The sequence below is a fragment of the Desulfovibrio oxyclinae DSM 11498 genome, from assembly GCF_000375485.1.
In the GTDB taxonomy this organism is placed as follows: domain Bacteria; phylum Desulfobacterota; class Desulfovibrionia; order Desulfovibrionales; family Desulfovibrionaceae; genus Pseudodesulfovibrio; species Pseudodesulfovibrio oxyclinae.
Map to the genome: position 1 here is coordinate 49909 of NZ_AQXE01000010.1, position 16834 is coordinate 66742.

General features: G+C 57.7%; 18 protein-coding genes. 17 read left to right on the forward strand and 1 reads right to left on the reverse strand.

Features of this window, described 5'->3' with window-relative positions:
• Positions 1–8 precede the first annotated feature (8 nt).
• The 7 genes from B149_RS17110 to proC all read left to right on the forward strand — a co-directional run bounded on the left by B149_RS17110 (position 9) and on the right by proC (position 6753).
• A complete protein-coding gene (locus B149_RS17110) occupies positions 9–1325 on the forward strand; it encodes a divergent polysaccharide deacetylase family protein (protein WP_018125343.1) in 1317 nt (438 codons plus the stop codon).
• A gap of 274 nt (positions 1326–1599) precedes the next feature.
• A complete protein-coding gene (fliM, locus tag B149_RS0111680; RefSeq protein WP_018125344.1) occupies positions 1600–2577 on the forward strand; it encodes a flagellar motor switch protein FliM in 978 nt (325 codons plus the stop codon).
• A 137-nt stretch (positions 2578–2714) separates the two neighbouring features.
• The gene (locus tag B149_RS0111685) at positions 2715–3662 is read left to right on the forward strand and encodes an ABC transporter substrate-binding protein (RefSeq protein WP_018125345.1); all 948 of its coding nucleotides are present in this window, start codon (positions 2715–2717) and stop codon (positions 3660–3662) included.
• Between the two features lie 98 nt (positions 3663–3760).
• Entirely contained in the window at positions 3761–4660 is a 900-nt protein-coding gene (locus B149_RS0111690; protein WP_018125346.1) for an ABC transporter permease, read from the forward strand.
• 5 nt (positions 4661–4665) lie between these two features.
• On the forward strand, positions 4666–5460 hold the full coding sequence (locus B149_RS0111695; protein WP_026167588.1) for an ABC transporter ATP-binding protein: 795 nt from the start codon (positions 4666–4668) through the stop codon (positions 5458–5460).
• Between the two features lie 69 nt (positions 5461–5529).
• Positions 5530–5952 (forward strand): nucleoside-diphosphate kinase, encoded by a 423-nt coding sequence (gene ndk, locus B149_RS0111700; RefSeq protein ID WP_018125348.1) that lies wholly within the window; start codon positions 5530–5532, stop codon positions 5950–5952.
• Positions 5953–6753, forward strand: coding sequence for a pyrroline-5-carboxylate reductase (proC, locus tag B149_RS0111705; RefSeq protein WP_018125349.1), 801 nt, complete (start codon positions 5953–5955; stop codon positions 6751–6753).
• A 101-nt stretch (positions 6754–6854) separates the two neighbouring features.
• Here proC and B149_RS0111710 read toward each other — a convergent pair whose 3' ends face one another.
• Positions 6855–8147 (reverse strand): MFS transporter, encoded by a 1293-nt coding sequence (locus tag B149_RS0111710; RefSeq protein WP_018125350.1) that lies wholly within the window; start codon positions 8145–8147, stop codon positions 6855–6857.
• A gap of 254 nt (positions 8148–8401) precedes the next feature.
• On the opposite strand from B149_RS0111710, the gene ileS reads away from it, so the two are divergent.
• The 10 genes from ileS to B149_RS0111760 all read left to right on the forward strand — a co-directional run bounded on the left by ileS (position 8402) and on the right by B149_RS0111760 (position 16741).
• A complete protein-coding gene (ileS, locus tag B149_RS0111715; protein WP_018125351.1) occupies positions 8402–11221 on the forward strand; it encodes an isoleucine--tRNA ligase in 2820 nt (939 codons plus the stop codon).
• 2 nt (positions 11222–11223) lie between these two features.
• Entirely contained in the window at positions 11224–11715 is a 492-nt protein-coding gene (gene lspA, locus B149_RS0111720) for a signal peptidase II (protein WP_018125352.1), read from the forward strand.
• On the forward strand, positions 11696–12454 hold the full coding sequence (gene lgt, locus B149_RS0111725) for a prolipoprotein diacylglyceryl transferase (RefSeq protein ID WP_018125353.1): 759 nt from the start codon (positions 11696–11698) through the stop codon (positions 12452–12454). Before lspA ends, lgt begins: the two co-directional genes overlap by 20 nt.
• Complete coding sequence (locus B149_RS0111730; RefSeq protein WP_018125354.1) at positions 12447–12674, forward strand: PLD nuclease N-terminal domain-containing protein; 228 nt, start codon at positions 12447–12449, stop codon at positions 12672–12674. Before lgt ends, B149_RS0111730 begins: the two co-directional genes overlap by 8 nt.
• Positions 12671–13579 (forward strand): tol-pal system protein YbgF, encoded by a 909-nt coding sequence (ybgF, locus tag B149_RS0111735; protein WP_018125355.1) that lies wholly within the window; start codon positions 12671–12673, stop codon positions 13577–13579. The genes B149_RS0111730 and ybgF overlap by 4 nt, the downstream gene beginning before the upstream one ends.
• Before the next feature lie 54 nt (positions 13580–13633).
• Positions 13634–14077: an NIL domain-containing protein gene (locus B149_RS0111740; protein ID WP_018125356.1), complete on the forward strand. Its 444-nt coding sequence runs from the start codon at positions 13634–13636 to the stop codon at positions 14075–14077.
• A gap of 14 nt (positions 14078–14091) precedes the next feature.
• On the forward strand, positions 14092–14601 hold the full coding sequence (locus B149_RS0111745; RefSeq protein WP_018125357.1) for a PilZ domain-containing protein: 510 nt from the start codon (positions 14092–14094) through the stop codon (positions 14599–14601).
• 28 nt (positions 14602–14629) lie between these two features.
• Positions 14630–15364 (forward strand): protein phosphatase CheZ, encoded by a 735-nt coding sequence (locus B149_RS0111750; protein WP_018125358.1) that lies wholly within the window; start codon positions 14630–14632, stop codon positions 15362–15364.
• A 334-nt stretch (positions 15365–15698) separates the two neighbouring features.
• Complete coding sequence (locus B149_RS0111755; RefSeq protein WP_018125359.1) at positions 15699–15962, forward strand: RNA recognition motif domain-containing protein; 264 nt, start codon at positions 15699–15701, stop codon at positions 15960–15962.
• A gap of 251 nt (positions 15963–16213) precedes the next feature.
• A complete protein-coding gene (locus B149_RS0111760; protein ID WP_026167589.1) occupies positions 16214–16741 on the forward strand; it encodes a DUF3750 domain-containing protein in 528 nt (175 codons plus the stop codon).
• Positions 16742–16834: the final 93 nt, after the last annotated feature.

Genomic DNA, 16834 nt, shown 5'->3' on the forward strand with positions numbered 1-16834 from the left:
TCACGCCGATGAACGACGAATACAAAGGACCTGAAGAGGTTCAGGAACAGGAAGGCAATAAGGGCCGGTGGAGCGACAAGCTCCTCCGGCCCGTCCCCATCGCGGCTACCGCAGTGGCCCTGTGCCTTTTGGTCACGCTGTTCGTTTTTATCAGCCTGAGGTCGGCCCCTGATGCCGCCCTTCCGCCCTCCGGGGTCGAGGTGGCCACCGACAACGCCACTGCATCGGAAAACATGAATGCAGGACGTGCCTATGAAGAGCCGCAAGGGCCCGGAATTGCCGAACAGGTCCGTCTGGTCGATTTTTCTCTTCTCGAAGCCCTGAAAGTCCATGAAACCGATTTCAGCGAACTGCATCTCGACGACGTAGAGGTACGTTCGCACGAAGGCGAGGACTACCACTTCCAGAAAATGACGCTCCCGGAGCCTGAAGACATCAGTGATTTTCTTGCTGACCTGCACACGGCGCTTGAGCGGCGTCTTTCCCGCGCACAGGTTGAAAAAAGGGGGAGCGATCTCGTCAGCATCAGTGTTGACGGCGTGCAGACGCACACCATTACCTTCTCCCATAAACCGAAGGCGCCACTGCTTGGCGACGGAGCTCCGCAGGGGCCGATCATGGCCGTGGTCATCGATGACGTTGGCGAAAACCTGTATCTGCTGCGCAGGATGCTCAAGCTCGACATCCCCCTTGCCTATGCTGTCTGGCCGCACAGCACACACACTTTTGAGTCCGCCCGGCTGATACGCGAATCCGGTAATCCCCTGCTGATTCATTTTCCGATGCAGCCTCAGGGGTGGCCTGAGACCAACCCCGGTAAAGGGGCAGTTTTCACGGATATGACCGCCGATCAGATCAAGAGAATCGTCAGGGAGAATCTTGAGCTGGTCCCCGGAGCGCAGGGTGTGAACAACCACATGGGCTCGGCTTTCACGGAGTTTTACACCGGAATGAAAGTCGTGCTCAACGAGCTTGATCAACAAGGGCTGTTCTTTCTGGACAGCCGCACCACCTCGCGCTCCGCAGGCCGCAAGGCGGCGCGCAAGGTTGGCATTCCGTTCTACCGTCGTGACGTGTTCATAGACAACACCCGAGACGTTCAGGCAATCATCCTTCAGCTCAAGAAAGCGGAACGGATCGCCCGAAAGCATGGCATGGCAATAGCCATCGGACACCCCCATAAGGAAACGGTTGCCGCCCTCGAAAAGTGGCAGGCTAGCCTTGACGGAAAGGTTTCCATCGTTCCCATCACTCAGATTTCCCCGGAATTCAAAGAGCAGGCGCCGATCGTCTCCCTTGGAACAACTCCGACAGAGACTCCATAGCCCGCTTGTCCGAACCTGCATTCAAAACCTTTTAATTGCATAATATTTTACCAGCTCTAGACTTTCTCAAATTTTTCTCTTGATGAAAAAAGAGTCGGAAAAAGCGCAATCCTTGCAAAGGCGGCACGTGGCGTGTAGAGAAAAGGTAGTGGTTTGTTCCGGTTATGCAGTTTCCTGGAATGAAAAACGGTCCGCTTCTTGCTTTACAATGCCGTGACCGTGTAAAAGATGACGGTGACGGTTTCGCGAACAGAACGATGCACAGGGATGCCGAATGAGCAAGATTCTTGAACAAGATGAAGTCGATGCCCTGCTCCGGGGACTCTCGGGAGGGGATGTCGAAACCGAGGCGGAGCTGCCGGAAGACGATTCCGGGGTCGTATCATTCGACCTCGCGAACCAGGACAGGATCATCCGAGGGCGGATGCCGGTTCTGGAAATCGTCAACGACCGCTTTGCCCGGCTCTGCACCAATGCGCTGGCCAACACCATGCGCAAACGGGTGGACATCAACCCGATCTCCATCGACATGTCCAAGTTTGGCGACTTCATGCGTTCCCTGCCGGTTCCGACCTCCATCTCCATCTTCAAAATGGATCCCCTTCGCGGGAACGCCCTGCTCGTGGTTGATTCCCGACTCGTCTTTGCCCTCGTTGAAAACTTCTTCGGCGGCGCAGGCAGCCAGCCCAAGGTCGAAGGCCGCGATTTCACGCCCATTGAGCAGGCCATTGTCGAGAAGGTCGTACTCATCGCGCTCAACAACATGGAGGAGTCCTGGCAACCGGTGCACGAGGTGCATATCGAAATGGTACGCACCGAGGTGAACCCGCAGTTCGCTGCCATTGTTCCGCCCTCTGACGTGGTCATCGTCATCACCTTTGAGGTCGAGCTTGAGAACGCCATCGGCTCGCTGATCGTCTGCCTGCCTTACGCCACCATGGAGCCCATCCGCTCCAAACTGCACGCCTCCTTCCAGTCCGAGCGCCTCGAAGTGGACCACGTGTGGATCAACCGCTTCAAGGAGCGGCTCATGGACACGCCGGTGGAAATGGTGGTCCGCCTCGGCAAGACAACTATAACCGGCCGCCAGCTGTTGAACCTTGAAGAGGGCGACATCATGCTGCTCGACACCGACGAGGACAACCTGCTCGAAGCCGAGATCGAGGGCGTAAAGAAGTTCTATGGCCTGCCCGGACGGGTCAAGGGCAACAAGGCCTTCAAGGTCTCGAAGGAAGAGGACATCAGATTCTGATTCCATCCTGATCCACCTTTGTCAGCCTTCACTTGCACAGCCTCGTGACCGAGGTTTCCCCTCTCTTGATACTTGACTTTCTTCGCTCCTTGATGTCGTGATACGCCATACCTATCCGCCATTTTAAGGAGAGAATAATGAAACGCATCATCGTCGCGCTTTGCCTGACCCTGCTCATGGCAACAGGCGCCGCAGCCGGAGAGTCCCGCCTCATTTCCATCACCCAGATCGTTGAACATCCCTCCCTCGATGCCATGCGTCAGGGATTCAAGGACAGGATCATCGAACTCGGCATCGACGCCGAATTCAAGGAACATATCGCTCAGGGCAACCCCGCCACCAGCGTGCAGATCGCCAACCAGATCAAGGGCGAGCAGCCCGACCTCGTGCTGGCGATCACCACGCCTTCCGCACAGCACGCGGTGCAGAAGATCAAGGACCGCCCCATCGTCTTCACAGGCGTCACCGATCCGGTCGGTGCAGGCATCGTGGCCCATCTGGACAAGCCGGGCGGCAACGTCACCGGCATGACCGACATGAGCCCCATGCACAAGCACCTCAACCTCGTGCAGGACTTCATGCCCGAACTGGAAAGCCTCGGCGTCATCTACAATGCCGGCGAACCCAACTCCGTGACCCTGATCAACCTGCTCAAGGGATTTGCCAAGAAAGAGGGCGTGACCATCGAAGAAGCCACCATCGCCAACTCTTCCGGCGTGTATCAGGCGGCCAAGAGCCTTGTGGGACGCGCGGACGCCATTTACATCCCGCTGGACAACACCGCCATTTCCGCTCTTGAATCCGCCATCAAGGTCTGTCGTCAGAACCGCATCCCCCTGTTCACCGGCGATACCGACTCCGTTCGCCGCGGTTCGATCGCCGCGCTGGCCATCGATTATCGTCAGATGGGCATCCAGACCGCTGACATCGCCGCCAGAATTTTGAATGAAGGTGCCGATCCGGCCGAAATGCCGGTGGAAACCATCAAGCGGCTTCAGCTTTACGTGAACCCCGGCGCAGCCGAATCCATGGGTCTTGAAATTCCGGCCGAGATGCTTGAAAAGGCCGATGAGGTCGTGAAGTAACAGGCGTTGCGAAAAGAACATAATGACGATACAAGGCGCGTTGTCGGACGCGCCTTGTTTTTTTGCGCGCCGCCTCAAAGGACAGGAAGAAAGCTCACATGACGACGTACGCCCTGCTGGGGGCGCTGGAACAGGGGTTCGCCTTCGGCCTGATGGTCCTTGGCGTATACATCACGTTCCGCATCCTCGATTTTCCGGACCTCACGGTCGATGGCAGCCTGCCGCTTGGCGCAGCGGTTTCCGCCGTTGCGATATCCGGCGGCCACTCCCCGGCGCTGGCCTGCGCCATGGCTGCGGGGGCGGGATTTCTCGCAGGCATGGTCACCGGCATCCTCAATACGAAGCTCAAGATTCTGCACCTGCTGGCATCCATCCTGACCATGATCGCCCTGTATTCCATCAACCTGAGGGTCATGGGCAAACCCAATATGACACTTCTCGGCGCGGACACGGTGGTGGATCAGTTCAACGCCTTCACCGGCCTGCCCATGTTCCAGTCCACGCCGATTCTTTTCGGAATCATCTCCTTTGCCGTGGTCGGACTGCTGATCTGGTTCATGCATACCGAAATCGGCCTTGCCGTGCTGGCAACCGGTGACAACCCGCGAATGATCACCAGTCAGGGTGTGAATACCGACACGGTCATCATCTTCGGCGTGGGTCTCTCCAATGCTCTTGTGGCGGTTTCCGGCGCTCTCGTGGCCCAGAATCAGGGAGCGGCGGACGTCAACATGGGGGTGGGAACCATCATCGCGGGCCTTGCCTCTGTCATCATCGGCGAAACAGTTTTTGGCGATAAATCCATCAGCCGCGCTCTGATTGCCGCCGTGCTCGGCTCGGTGCTCTACCGCGTGGCCATCGCCCTCGCCCTCGGCCTCAAGCTCGGCTCCTTCTCCATCACGCCGAGCGACCTGAACCTCATCACCGCCGTGCTGGTGGTCATCGCACTCACCGCGCCCAAGATGAAGCAGAAGCTCTTTGCCGGGAGGCGGGCATGAGTTCCATGCTGAACGTTTCCGACGGAATCAAGGTATTCAACAAGGGCGGCGTCAACGAAGTCACGGCCCTGAACGGCGTGAGCCTTGATGTGCGCGAAGGCGATTTCGTCACTGTCATCGGCTCCAACGGCGCTGGCAAGTCCACGTTTCTCAATGCGGTGGCCGGTACGTTCCGGCTCGACTCGGGCAAGGTGGAGCTGGATGGCGACGACGTAACCGGCTGGCCGGAATACAAGCGCGCCGGACGCATCGGCCGCGTGTTTCAGGACCCGCTCATGGGCACCTGCGCCGGAGCCACCATCGAACAGAATCTGGCTCTGGCCATGAAACGTGGCAAGCGGCGCGGACTCGGCATGGGCGTGAAGCGCCGCGACCGCGACTATTTTCGCGAACGGCTGGAGACGCTGAACCTTGGCCTTGAAGACCGGCTCGGGACAGCAACCGGCCTGCTCTCCGGCGGCCAGCGTCAGGCCCTGACCATGCTCATGGCCACACTGGTGCGCCCTCGCCTACTCCTGCTCGACGAGCACACGGCCGCCCTCGACCCGAAGACCGCGAGCATGATCCTCGACCTGACGGACGAATTGGTTTCCGGGCAGCGGTTGACCACACTGATGGTGACGCACAACATGCAGCAGGCCATCAGCCTCGGCAACCGACTCATCATGTTCCACCGGGGTGAGATAGTCATGGATATCTGCGGCGAGGAGAAGAAAGGCCTGAAAGTCGAAGATCTTTTGCAGCGCTTTGCCAAGCTTCGCGGCGGTGAGGGGGTCACCGACCGCATGTTGCTGGGCTAGCGCCAAAAGGCGGTCCGGGGGGACCGTCATGGTAACATGGGTAAAACAAATAATCGGAGGCAATTAGGTATGACTGTAGAAACCACTCTTTCCATCATCAAGCCCGACGCCGTCGCGGCGGGCAACATCGGCGCCATCCTGCAGATGATCAGCGACGCGGGCCTCAAGATCAAGGCCATGAAAATGGTCCAGATGAGCCAGAAGGAAGCCGAAGGCTTCTACGCGGTTCACAAGGAACGCCCTTTCTTTGGCGAACTGGTGGAATTCATGACTTCCGGCCCGGCAGTGGTCTCAATCCTCGAAGGCGAGAACGCCATCGCCCGCTACCGGGAACTGATGGGCGCCACCAACCCGGAACAGGCAGAGGAAGGCACAATCCGCAAGAATTTTGCAACCAACATCCAGAACAACGCCGTTCACGGCTCCGACGCTCCCGAAACCGCCGCAGTCGAAACGGCCTACTTCTTCAGCAGCATCGAACAGGTGAACTAAATGAAAAAAATCGGGTTCATAGGCGTAGGAAACATGGGGTCCGCCATCATCCGCGGCATGGCCGTGCGTGATGACGTCGAGATTCACGGCACCGACCTCAACGCCGAGGTCATCGCCACCCTCGAAAATGAATACGGCCTCAAGGCCCAGCCGGACGCCAAGGCGCTCGCCGAAGCGGTGGACTATGTCGTACTCGCGGTCAAGCCGCAGCACGCGTCCAAGGTTCTGGAAAGCATCTCCCCCGCCCTCGGCCCGGACAAGTGCCTCGTTTCCATCTGCGCCGGACTGACCGTGGATACGCTCCGCGAGATGTCCGGACAGGAATGCCCCGTGGTCCGCATCATGCCCAATACGCCCGCCATGGTCGGCGAAGGCGTCTTCGCGATCTGTCTTGACGACGAACAACTGTCCGACGAGAGCAAAAGCTTCATTCCCGAGATTTTTGACGGGCTCGGGCTGGTCAAGGTGCTCTCGGAAAAGCAGTTCGACGCCTTCACGGCAGTCATCGGTTCCGGTCCCGCATACGTCTTCTATTTCATGGAGGCGCTCATGGAGGCCGGGGTCAATCTCGGGCTGACGCGGCAGGAGTCCACGGAAATGGTCGAAGCGCTCTTCAGCGGCTCGTCCAGACTCGCCAAGGAGTCCGATCACCATGTCAGCCAGTTGCGCGAAATGGTCAGCTCCCCTGCCGGAACGACCATCAAGGCGCTGCTGCATCTGGATCGCACGGCGACGCGAGGCAATATTGTGGACGCGGTCACGGAATCCTATCTGCGCAGTATCGAACTCGGTTCCAAGTAATTGACAAGGGCGGGAAAGCAGCTTTCCCGCCCTTTCATTTTCTCATGCCACGAGCGATGCCGCCATTGCCATATAACGGCTTCCGGCCCGTCTCTCTCCAGCTAAAACACCCTCTTCCCGCCTTCCCCTGTTGTTTCAACAGCGTCTTTTTTACGCGAGATCATGACCTTGGCAAGCGGGACGCAGGCCGCGATTCCGAGTACGCCTGAAAGCACGAGCACGCTTGAAAAACCGAGGGAATCCGCGATGCCGCCTGCGCCGAGCGCTGCCAGCACGCTGCCGATGGCAGTGGTGGCATTGAATATTCCGATGGCGCTGCCTTCCTCGAAATCGGCCAGCTCCGCCACATAGGCCGTACCTGCGACGATTGCCGGCGACCACGCAATGGGCGTGAGCAAAAAGAAAAGCGGTGCCAGCCAGACGCTCTGTGCGCTGTTCGTGAATGCAAGCACCGTCATCCCGGCCACGGACACGATGACGAGCGCATAGGCAAGCATGACCACAAAGCCATTGCCGACCCTTCTTCCCAGCGCGCCTGACGGTGCATACGCAAAGATTCCTATAAAAGCCCCCGCGGCATAGTACAGGGATGAAGCAAAGGCCCCGATGCCATAAGTCTGCTGCATCAGAAGCGGATACAGATTGAAGATGAGCCACATGGAGAGCATGGAAAGGAACCAACTGAAGATGAACAGCCCGTACCCGGATTTCAATCGCGTCAACAGGTTGTAGAAATGCTTGAGTCGGCCAAGCCTATGATGACTGTGCGGCACCGGCTGACGCGCCGGGCGGTTGCCTCCGGTTCTCTGTGCCGACTCCTGAGGGGTTCGATCTTCCTCGGCTGGCAGCCCTTTGCGCCCCAGCCACCAGCCGGGAAGCATGAGCAGCCCGGAAGCGAGCATTCCCAACTCCGGCGTGGCCTGAAGCGCCGCGGCAAGGCCCAGCCCAATGGCCTGTCCCGCTCCGTAGAACGTCTGAAGCCATCCTATTCGATCATCCCATTGCGCCTTGGGCTTGAACTCCACGATAAACATGGCGGCCACGGTATTGCTGGCGGCGGCCCCCACGCCCTGAAGGAAACAAAGGGTCATCCAGAAAACCAGATTCGACGTTCCGCCAAAGAGCGCAAGACACAGCCCCAGAATCGCATAGCCGAACGCCCAAATCATGCGCAGTTTGCCGGTTCTGTCGGCCAGCCCTCCAAGCAGTGGCGAAAGCAACTGGCCGGCGTAGAACGCGGCCACGACAATACCCGCCGCGCCATTTCCCGCAGCCTTGCCGACGATTATCGGAATCAGGATGGGGGCGATGCCGAGCACCACGGCACCTTGAAAAGCATACCCCGAATACCATTTTTCAGTGTTTTCATTGAAAATTTTCGATGAGAGCGTCATGAGTACCAACCTTGGCCCTGTTTGCCGAATCTGATCGTTTCCGTATCGGATCTTCACCTGCGATGCCTCGGGCAATACCACAGACCGTTTCCAAATGGAAAAACGAGATTGCCTGTTTGCGTCTAACACGGTGTATCGTCGCACTCTTCCGCTTCGGGCCTTGACTTCCGCACCCCCTTGAACCATTCTAGCCGCTCTTTTTGGACCACCTACTTTATTCAAAGAAATATACGTCCCCGGAGGATCGGCCAACCATGAGTGATTACAAGAAAACTCTTCTGCTGCCCAAAACCAAGTTCCCCATGAAGGCGAACCTCAAGCAGCGTGAACCGGAAACCCTGAAGTACTGGGCAGAGATCGACGCCTACGACCAGATGATTTCCTCCGGTGGCGAGAACGGTGAATATTGCCTCCACGACGGCCCTCCCTATGCCAACGGCCACATTCACATGGGCACCGCGCTCAACAAGGTGCTCAAGGACATCGTGGTAAAATCCCGCAACATGCAGGGGCAGAAGGCTCAGTACGTGCCGGGCTGGGACTGTCACGGCCTGCCTATCGAGCACAAGGTCGAGCAGGAGCTGAAGAAGAAACGCAAAGAGCTGCCCACCCTCACCGTGCGCAAAATCTGCCGCGAGTATGCCGAGAAGTGGCTGGGCGTGCAGCGCAAGGAGTTCAAGCGTCTCGGCGTGTTCGGCACCTGGGAAGATCCCTACATGACCATGAAGCCCGAATACGAAGCTGCCACCGCCCGCGAACTGGGCAGATTCATGGAAAACAACGGCGTGGTTCGCGGCAAGAAGCCCATTTACTGGTGCTGCGACTGCCATACCGCACTGGCCGAGGCTGAAGTCGAATACGCGGACCACACTTCCCCGTCCATCTACGTCCGCTTTCCCATGTTCGATGAAAAGGTCAAGGACATCGCCGGTGTCGATCCGCAGAAGACCTACGTCGTGATCTGGACCACCACACCGTGGACCATACCCGACAACATGGCCGTGGCCGTGCACCCCGATTTTGACTACGTTTTCGTCGAGGTCGAAGGTAATTTCTACGTGGTTGCCGAAGGTATGCTGGAGACCGTTGCCGAAGCCGCCGGATGGGACTCCCCGAAGGTCGTCGCAACGGTCAAGGGTTCCGAGCTGGAAGGGCTCAAGCCGAAGCACCCCATCTACGACCGCGAATCCCCCATGGTTCTGGCTGATTATGTCACCCTCGAAGCGGGTACCGGCTGCGTTCACACCGCCCCCGGACACGGCCCCGACGACTTCGTGACCGGCAAGCGCTACGGACTGGACATTTATTCCCCCATGAACGACCGCGGCGAATTCCTCGACGAGGTTGAGTTCTTCGCCGGGATGAACGTCTTCGACGCCAACCCCAAGGTCATCGAGAAACTTGAAGAACTGGGCAACCTGCTGGCGTCCTCCAAAATCAGCCACTCCTACCCGCACTGCTGGCGCTGCAAGCAGCCGGTCATCTTCCGCGCCACCACCCAGTGGTTCATCGGCATGGAACAAAACGACCTGCGCGGTCGCGCCCTCAAGGCCATTGACGGCGACGTGAACTGGATTCCGGCATGGGGCAGGGAGCNCATCCATAACATGATCGCCAACCGTCCCGACTGGTGCATTTCCCGTCAGCGCAACTGGGGCGTACCCATCTCCGCGCTCATCTGCAAGGAATGCGACGAGACGTGGTTCGACGCGCAGTGGGTCTACGACATCTGCGACAAATACGCCAAGCACCCCACGGGATGCGACTACTGGTTCGAAGCCCCCATCGAGGAGCTCGTCCCCGAAGGACTGACCTGTCCCAAGTGCGGCGCCGCCCACTGGAAGCGCGAACGCGACATCCTCGACGTGTGGTTCGACTCCGGCACCAGCTTCGCCGCGGTTGTCGAACAGCGTGAAGAGACCACCTACCCCGCCGACCTGTATCTGGAAGGCTCCGACCAGCATCGCGGCTGGTTCCACAGCTCGCTGCTGGCCTCCATGGGAACGCGCGGCAAGGCGCCCTACAAATCCGTGCTGACACACGGCTACGTTGTGGACGGTGAAGGACGCAAAATGTCCAAGTCCATCGGCAACGTCATCGCGCCGCAGGAGATCATCGACAAATACGGCGCGGAAATTCTGCGCATGTGGGTCTCCGCCTCCAACTATCAGGAAGATGTGCGCATCTCCGACGAGACGCTGGACAGGCTCGTGGACGCCTATCGCCGCATCCGCAATACCTGCCGCTATCTGCTGTCGAACCTGAACGACTTTGATCCGGCGAAGGATCGCGTGTCTGCCGAGGACATGCTCCCGCTGGACCGGTATGCGCTGGATCTGGTGACCCGCAGTCACGATACCATCCAGAACGCCTACAAGAACTACGAGTTCCACAAGGTTTACCACACGCTGCACAACCTCTGCGTCGTGGACCTGTCCTCCTTCTATCTGGACATCCTCAAGGATCGCCTCTACGTGGAGGAACAGGATGGCCGCAAGCGCCGTAGCGCGCAGACCGCCCTGTGGCAGATTCTCATGATGCTGCTCGTGGATATGGCTCCGGTGCTCTCCTTCACTGCGGAGGAAGCGTTCCAGAATCTGCCCGAGGCCATCAAGAGCTCCCTGCCGCAGCAGCAAACCGTGTTCGCCCTGCGCTTCGCTCCGGATTCCGTGAACATGGACGAGGCAGAGCGTACCGCTTGGGAAAAGCGCCTGGCCATCCGTCACGAAGTGAACCGAACCATCGAACCCAAGCGCAAGGAAGGCGTCATCGGCAAACCGCTTGATGCCCGCGTGACCCTCTTCGGCGATATCCAGCCCCTGTTCGAACTGGAAGACTTCGACGCCAAGGAATTCTTCATCGTTTCCTCACTGGCGTTCGCTCCTGAAACCGAAGCCACTTCCGAAGCCTTTGAGGCGGAAGAGGTCTCCGGTCTCAGGATTCTTGTCGAACGTGCCCCGGGCGAGAAGTGCCAGCGCTGCTGGCGCATCAGCGAAGACCTTGGCGGCAACCCGGATCATCCGGAAGCCTGCCCGCGCTGCACCGCTGTTCTCGAAACGCTGGATCAGGAATAGGAATGAACCGCTACGCAATAGCCGGAATATGGGCGACCGTCATGGTCGCCCTTGATCAATGGACCAAATGGCTGATCATGGAAACGTTCCCCCTGTGGAGTTGGAAGAAGGTCATCCCCGGATTCTTCAACCTCGTCCACGTCCGCAACAAGGGAACGGCATGGGGCTTTCTGGACCGTGACGATATCGACTGGCAGGTACCGCTCTTCGTCGGCATTACCGTGGTCGCTCTCGTATTCATCGCGCAACTGCTGCGCAAGACTGAGGAGTCCGACAGGTTCATGATCGCCGGGCTCGGCATGATCGCCGGTGGAGCGGTCGGCAACCTCATCGACCGGGTTCGCCTCGGAGAAGTTGTCGATTTTCTGGACTTTTACGTGGGAACATACCACTGGCCCGCCTTCAACGTGGCTGACTCGGCCCTGACCGTTGGCGCAGGTGCGGTGCTTGTCTCGCTCTGGATAAACAGGAAGGATGCATCCGGTACTGATTAGGCTCGGACCACTCACGCTGCACTCTTACGGAGTGTTCGTTGCGCTGGCGTTTCTGGCTGCCATCTGGTGGGCAACGCGCGAGGCGAAACGCCGTGGTCTGAATACCGATATCCTGCCGGGACTTGCGTTCCGCATCGTACTGGGCGCTGTTCTCGGTGCCCGGTTGTTGTATGTGCTCATTGACCTGCCCTACTTCCTGCAACGCCCTACTGAGATTGTAGCATTCTGGAACGGCGGGCTTGTGTTTTCCGGCGGTCTGACTTTTGCCGCCGTGCTGGGGTTCATGAAACTGAGGCGTGAGCCGCATCGACTGGCTTGGTGTGACGCGCTGGCCCCTGCCGTGGCGTTGGGTCAGGGAATCGGCCGCCTTGGCTGTTTCCTGGCAGGCTGCTGTTACGGAGCAAAGACCCATGTCCCGTGGGCAATGATCTTCTCCGATCCGAACGGTCTCGCCCCCATCGGCACGCCTGTGCATCCTGCGCAACTGTACCAGAGCGCGGCGGGCTTTTTGACTTTCTTTGCACTGATTTGGTTTTCCCGCAGAAATCCAACCCCGGGCAGAACCGCAGGCCTGTATCTCGTCCTGTTCGGCGCATTCCGCATTTTCGTGGAATTCTTCAGGGCCGACTGGCGCGGCGATTTCGGATTCGCCAGCGTAACACAGGTTGTCACCGGTATTTTCCTGCTGCTCGGACTTCACCTTCTCACGCGAAATAACAGGAGCTACGCAAATGCTTGAACGTATTTCCCAGATAACAGCCGCCCAATGGGCGCTCGCGGGCGGCGTTGTGCTCGCCCTCTTCGCGTTCAGCGCATGGGCCATACTTGACGCGTGGAAACGCGACTTTGACAGCAACGGAGAAAAGGTGGGCTGGATCCAGCTCATCATTTTCATTCCCCTCATCGGGGCATTAAGTTATGTTCTCATCGGCAGAAAACGAGGAGAGCCCATCCAATGAAAAAGGTCATCACCCTATCGATGATGCTTGTAATGTTTTCGCTTCTTTTGGGCGGATGCGCTTCCAAGCAGCAGGTAGAATCCATCGAGGCACGCTCGCGCAGAACCAGCGAGGAGCAACGCCGCCTGATCATGCAACTGGAGCGAGAGCTTGCCGAAGCGCGGCAGCAGCTCAGCCAGGAGATCGAAAGGACCAACACTCCGGTAGCCCAGAAAACCGCCGATATATGGGTGGAACTGAACAGCCTGAGGCAACAGTTCGCCCTTCTCACCGGTCAGGTCGAGGTCATGCAGGTGAGGATGGACAACCAGCTCGGCTCGGCTAACGCCACCATGCCCACCCTGCGCGAACGACTGAGCGCGGTGGAATTCGCCATGGAAAACGACCTCAATGTCGAGCTGGAAACCGTTGCGGCGATGGAAGCAGCCCGGTCCGCCAGCCCCCAGAGTGAAAAACAGGGCGTCGCGGCCGCGGAATCCAACGGAACTGCTGCCGAACCGGTGGCTGCTCCGGAACCCGAGAAGAAACCTGCCGACCCCGCCAAGGCGCTCTACGACAGGGCCATGGGCGAATACAAGCAGGGTAATTACGAGAAGGCGCGCACCTACTGGGCCGAGTTTTCCGAGACATTCAAGGAACACCCCTATCGCGCCAGCTCCATCTTCTGGCAGGGTCAGAGTTATTACAAGCTCAAGGACTACGGCCGCGCCGCATTGCTTTACGATGACGTCATCAAGAAGTATCCCAAGAGCAGCAAGGTCCCTGCGGCCATGCTCAAGCAGGGATACGCCCTGATGAATCTCGGCAAGCAGAAAGCCGGCAAGGCGGCGCTCAATCTGCTGGTCAAGCGCTTTCCGGACTCGCGGGAAGCCAAGCAGGCTTTGCAGTATCTCGAAAAGAAGTAGCGGCTTGCCCCTTGAATGAAGGCATGCCATAAAACGAATATCAGTAGGATACCCATGAACGAAATCATCAAAGGATTCAGGAAAATCGTCTACCTCACGTTCCCGCCGGAAGAGTCGGGACGGCCCGTTGTCTCCAACCTCTCCAAGCTGTTCGACCTGAGCTTCAACATTCTCAAGGCCGATATCAGCCCGAGGCACGAAGGCACCATGACACTCGAAATCACGGGGCTTGAGGAAGACTTCCACAAGGGAATCGCATACCTGAAGGAAGCTGGCATCCGCATTACGCCGGTCGCCCACAAGATATTCCGCGACGAGGACAGTTGCGTCCACTGCGGGCTGTGCATCTCCATGTGCCCCACCAAGGCCCTCGTCATCAACAAGTCCGACCGCACCGTGGAGTTCGACGTGGAAAAATGCTCCGCTTGCGGCATGTGTACAAGGGTCTGTCCGGTCAAGGCCATGAGTCTGGATCTTGAGGACGCGGACAGGCAATAGCCACGGAGATTGGTATGAGCAGTGAAAAGCGGTCTTTTTCACGGGTCCCGGTCAGGTTGAAGGCGCACGCAAGACAGGCGCACGCCCTCGACTCTCCCCGGCTCTTCCAGAGCCATGCCCAGCCCATGCAGGCGGACCTGCGCGGCGGGAAGCTTCCGGAGGAAGTCACCGGGTTCCTTCAGGAAATGGACCGTAAGCTCGATACCATTCTCGGACTGCTCAGCCGGGAACACCTTCGCGACGATTTCCCGCTGAACCTCGAAGTCATCGAGATTTCCGGCGCTGGCATGAAGTTTAGCACTTCGGAGAACGTACGCGCCGGAGACCTGCTTGAGGTGGTTATCGTGCTGGACAGGGTTCCCCTTCGTCTGGCCGGTTCCAAGGGCAAGGTAATAGACGGCGACAAGAGTTCGGGAGTCCATCGCTTTGAATTCGTCAACATGAATGAAAACGACCTTGAGATGATCATCCAGTTCGTATTTCAGCGTCAGCGGGAAGAAATCCGCAGCTCTAGACGAACCTGATCGCATAAGTGCATCCGGGAGGGGATTCATGACGGCCAATGAAGATATCGTCAGAGACATGATGGACAAGGTTGCGGCAACGCTGACCGAAAGCCTTCGTGACTCCATCACCAAGTCGGTGGAAAAAGAGATAGCAAACCATCTCTCCACCGCACTGCTCGAAGGCGAATTCTACCGCCGGGTCAACGCGGACCTTCAGGAAGGTCTCAAGCAGATCTATAATGAGGTCAAGGCGGCCAAGACCGGCGAGGTGGTCAAGCACATCGAGGCCGACATTGATCCCGATGAAATATTCTCCGAGACGTCCGACCAGCTCGATGCCGTGCTGCGCACCACGGAAAAGGCCGCGGTGGACATCATCGACATCGTGGAAAAGCTTCAGGACATGTCCACCACGCTCGACGATATCGTCAAGGGTTTCGAATCCGGAGGCGTCACCAAGGAAAACCGTGAGAAGCTGAAGGAGATCAACTCCACCCTCTCCAACGATCTTAGCCAGATCATGGTCACCTTGAGTTTTCAGGACCTTACCGGCCAGCGCATCAAGATCATCATCAACTCCCTGCGAAAGGTTGAAGAGATCGTGCGTGAGGTAATGGTGTCCACGGGCCTGATGATCAAGGCCAGAGAGGAAGCCCCCCAGAAGGATATCAATGGCCTGCGGGAAGAGGCGCAGTCCAAGGCCAGCGACCTGCAGGGACCGACCGAGGAAAGCAGTCAGGGAGATGTGGATGACCTGCTTGCTTCACTTGGAATGGATTAGCTTCCACATCATACCGTTTTCAGGGGCTCTTGCTATGCGAGAGCCTTTTTTCATGCCCGGCACAAGCGGGGTTTGGGCCTGTCGAACTGTATCGGACAGTGATATTTCGAGCGCCTCACCACCGTAGTGCGTCCGTCTTTATGATGAAAAAATTAAAATCTTCCATAAAAAACTATTGACCCAAGTGGGGAATGACAGATATTGGGCTTTAGAGTTGAGTGAACGGAATCGGTGCACATTGCGTCGTTGCAGCTGCCGAAGCTCCGTTCGAGCCCGAATCTGGTGAAACAGTTTTCGGGTGTTAGGTTTCATTTTTTAGTTTGAGGTTTTTCCCTTGTCCAAGAACATTTTCGTAGGCAACCTTGCCTGGTCCGCGGCCGATTCTGATCTTCACAACCTTTTTGCCGAATATGGCGAAGTCTCCTCCGCACGTGTCATTCAGGACCGTGAAACCGGCCGTTCTCGCGGTTTCGGTTTCGTGGAAATGGAGTCCGGTGGCGACGAAGCCATCGAAGCCCTCAACGGCTTCAACTTCATGGGCCGTGACCTGCGCGTCAACGAAGCCCAGCCTCGTGAACGTCGTCCCCGCCGCTTCTAGCAAGGGACCCGATTCCGATATCGAGCCCGCCGCAAGGCGGGCTTTTTTTATGCTTGAAAAACAACAGGCAAGGAAAGAAGCCATCTATCCTCTGCTTTCTTATCTGCTTCTGAAAGCCTCAGGGATGGACTTTAATCATCTCGAACATATATATTTGAGACGATTCTCCCAGCGGGAAACCAGATGGATGCGCTTCACGCTTGACGCCTCTGGAGTCTTCTTGAATGTTAACAAGTATGAGAATGAATCCGATGAAAAAGGTATATTGTGTTTTTCTGATCATCCTGTGCCTTGCAGGTTGTTCCACAGGCGACTGGAGAACGGCCAGCAGAGAGGCAGCCGGCATTGCTCCGGACCCGGCGCTGACGAAAGAGGCGGTCATTCAGGTCTATGCCGCTCCCACATGGGGATGGCGGGGGTGGTTTGCGGTTCATACCTGGATTGCCACCAAAAAGACCAATGAGGAAAAATACACCGTCTACGAAGTGATCGGGTGGCGGGAAAAGCGCGGCCTTCCGGTCGTTCGCATTGAGAACGATACTCCGGACCGCTACTGGTTCGGAGAACGGCCTGAACTTCTGGCTGATCTGCGAGGCGCTGATGCTGATGAGTTAATCCGTCGAATTGATGATGCGGCTCGTGAATACCCTTGGCCGGACACATACAAGGCCTTCCCGGGACCTAACAGCAACACCTTTACTGCATGGGTTCTTGAGCGAGTTCCTGAGCTTGACGTTCAACTGCCATTCTCCGCAATCGGGAGCGGATACGAGGACTAGCATCGCCTGTTGATCAAACGGAAAGCATTGCGTTCAAGCAACGTTCAAAAAGCAGTAAAGGGGCCACCTGATATCAGATGGCCCCTTTACTGC

Bases quoted from the DNA above. Each gene is read 5' to 3' on its own strand.
- B149_RS17110 (WP_018125343.1), top strand. From the start codon at position 9: ATGAACGACGAATACAAAGGACCTGAAGAGGTTCAGGAACAGGAAGGC.
- fliM (WP_018125344.1), top strand. From the start codon at position 1,600: ATGAGCAAGATTCTTGAACAAGATGAAGTCGATGCCCTGCTCCGGGGA.
- B149_RS0111685 (WP_018125345.1), top strand. From the start codon at position 2,715: ATGAAACGCATCATCGTCGCGCTTTGCCTGACCCTGCTCATGGCAACA.
- B149_RS0111690 (WP_018125346.1), top strand. From the start codon at position 3,761: ATGACGACGTACGCCCTGCTGGGGGCGCTGGAACAGGGGTTCGCCTTC.
- B149_RS0111695 (WP_026167588.1), top strand. From the start codon at position 4,666: ATGCTGAACGTTTCCGACGGAATCAAGGTATTCAACAAGGGCGGCGTC.
- ndk (WP_018125348.1), top strand. From the start codon at position 5,530: ATGACTGTAGAAACCACTCTTTCCATCATCAAGCCCGACGCCGTCGCG.
- proC (WP_018125349.1), top strand. From the start codon at position 5,953: ATGAAAAAAATCGGGTTCATAGGCGTAGGAAACATGGGGTCCGCCATC.
- B149_RS0111710 (WP_018125350.1), bottom strand. From the start codon at position 8,147: ATGACGCTCTCATCGAAAATTTTCAATGAAAACACTGAAAAATGGTAT.
- lspA (WP_018125352.1), top strand. From the start codon at position 11,224: ATGAACCGCTACGCAATAGCCGGAATATGGGCGACCGTCATGGTCGCC.
- lgt (WP_018125353.1), top strand. From the start codon at position 11,696: ATGCATCCGGTACTGATTAGGCTCGGACCACTCACGCTGCACTCTTAC.
- B149_RS0111730 (WP_018125354.1), top strand. From the start codon at position 12,447: ATGCTTGAACGTATTTCCCAGATAACAGCCGCCCAATGGGCGCTCGCG.
- ybgF (WP_018125355.1), top strand. From the start codon at position 12,671: ATGAAAAAGGTCATCACCCTATCGATGATGCTTGTAATGTTTTCGCTT.
- B149_RS0111740 (WP_018125356.1), top strand. From the start codon at position 13,634: ATGAACGAAATCATCAAAGGATTCAGGAAAATCGTCTACCTCACGTTC.
- B149_RS0111745 (WP_018125357.1), top strand. From the start codon at position 14,092: ATGAGCAGTGAAAAGCGGTCTTTTTCACGGGTCCCGGTCAGGTTGAAG.
- B149_RS0111750 (WP_018125358.1), top strand. From the start codon at position 14,630: ATGACGGCCAATGAAGATATCGTCAGAGACATGATGGACAAGGTTGCG.
- B149_RS0111760 (WP_026167589.1), top strand. From the start codon at position 16,214: ATGAAAAAGGTATATTGTGTTTTTCTGATCATCCTGTGCCTTGCAGGT.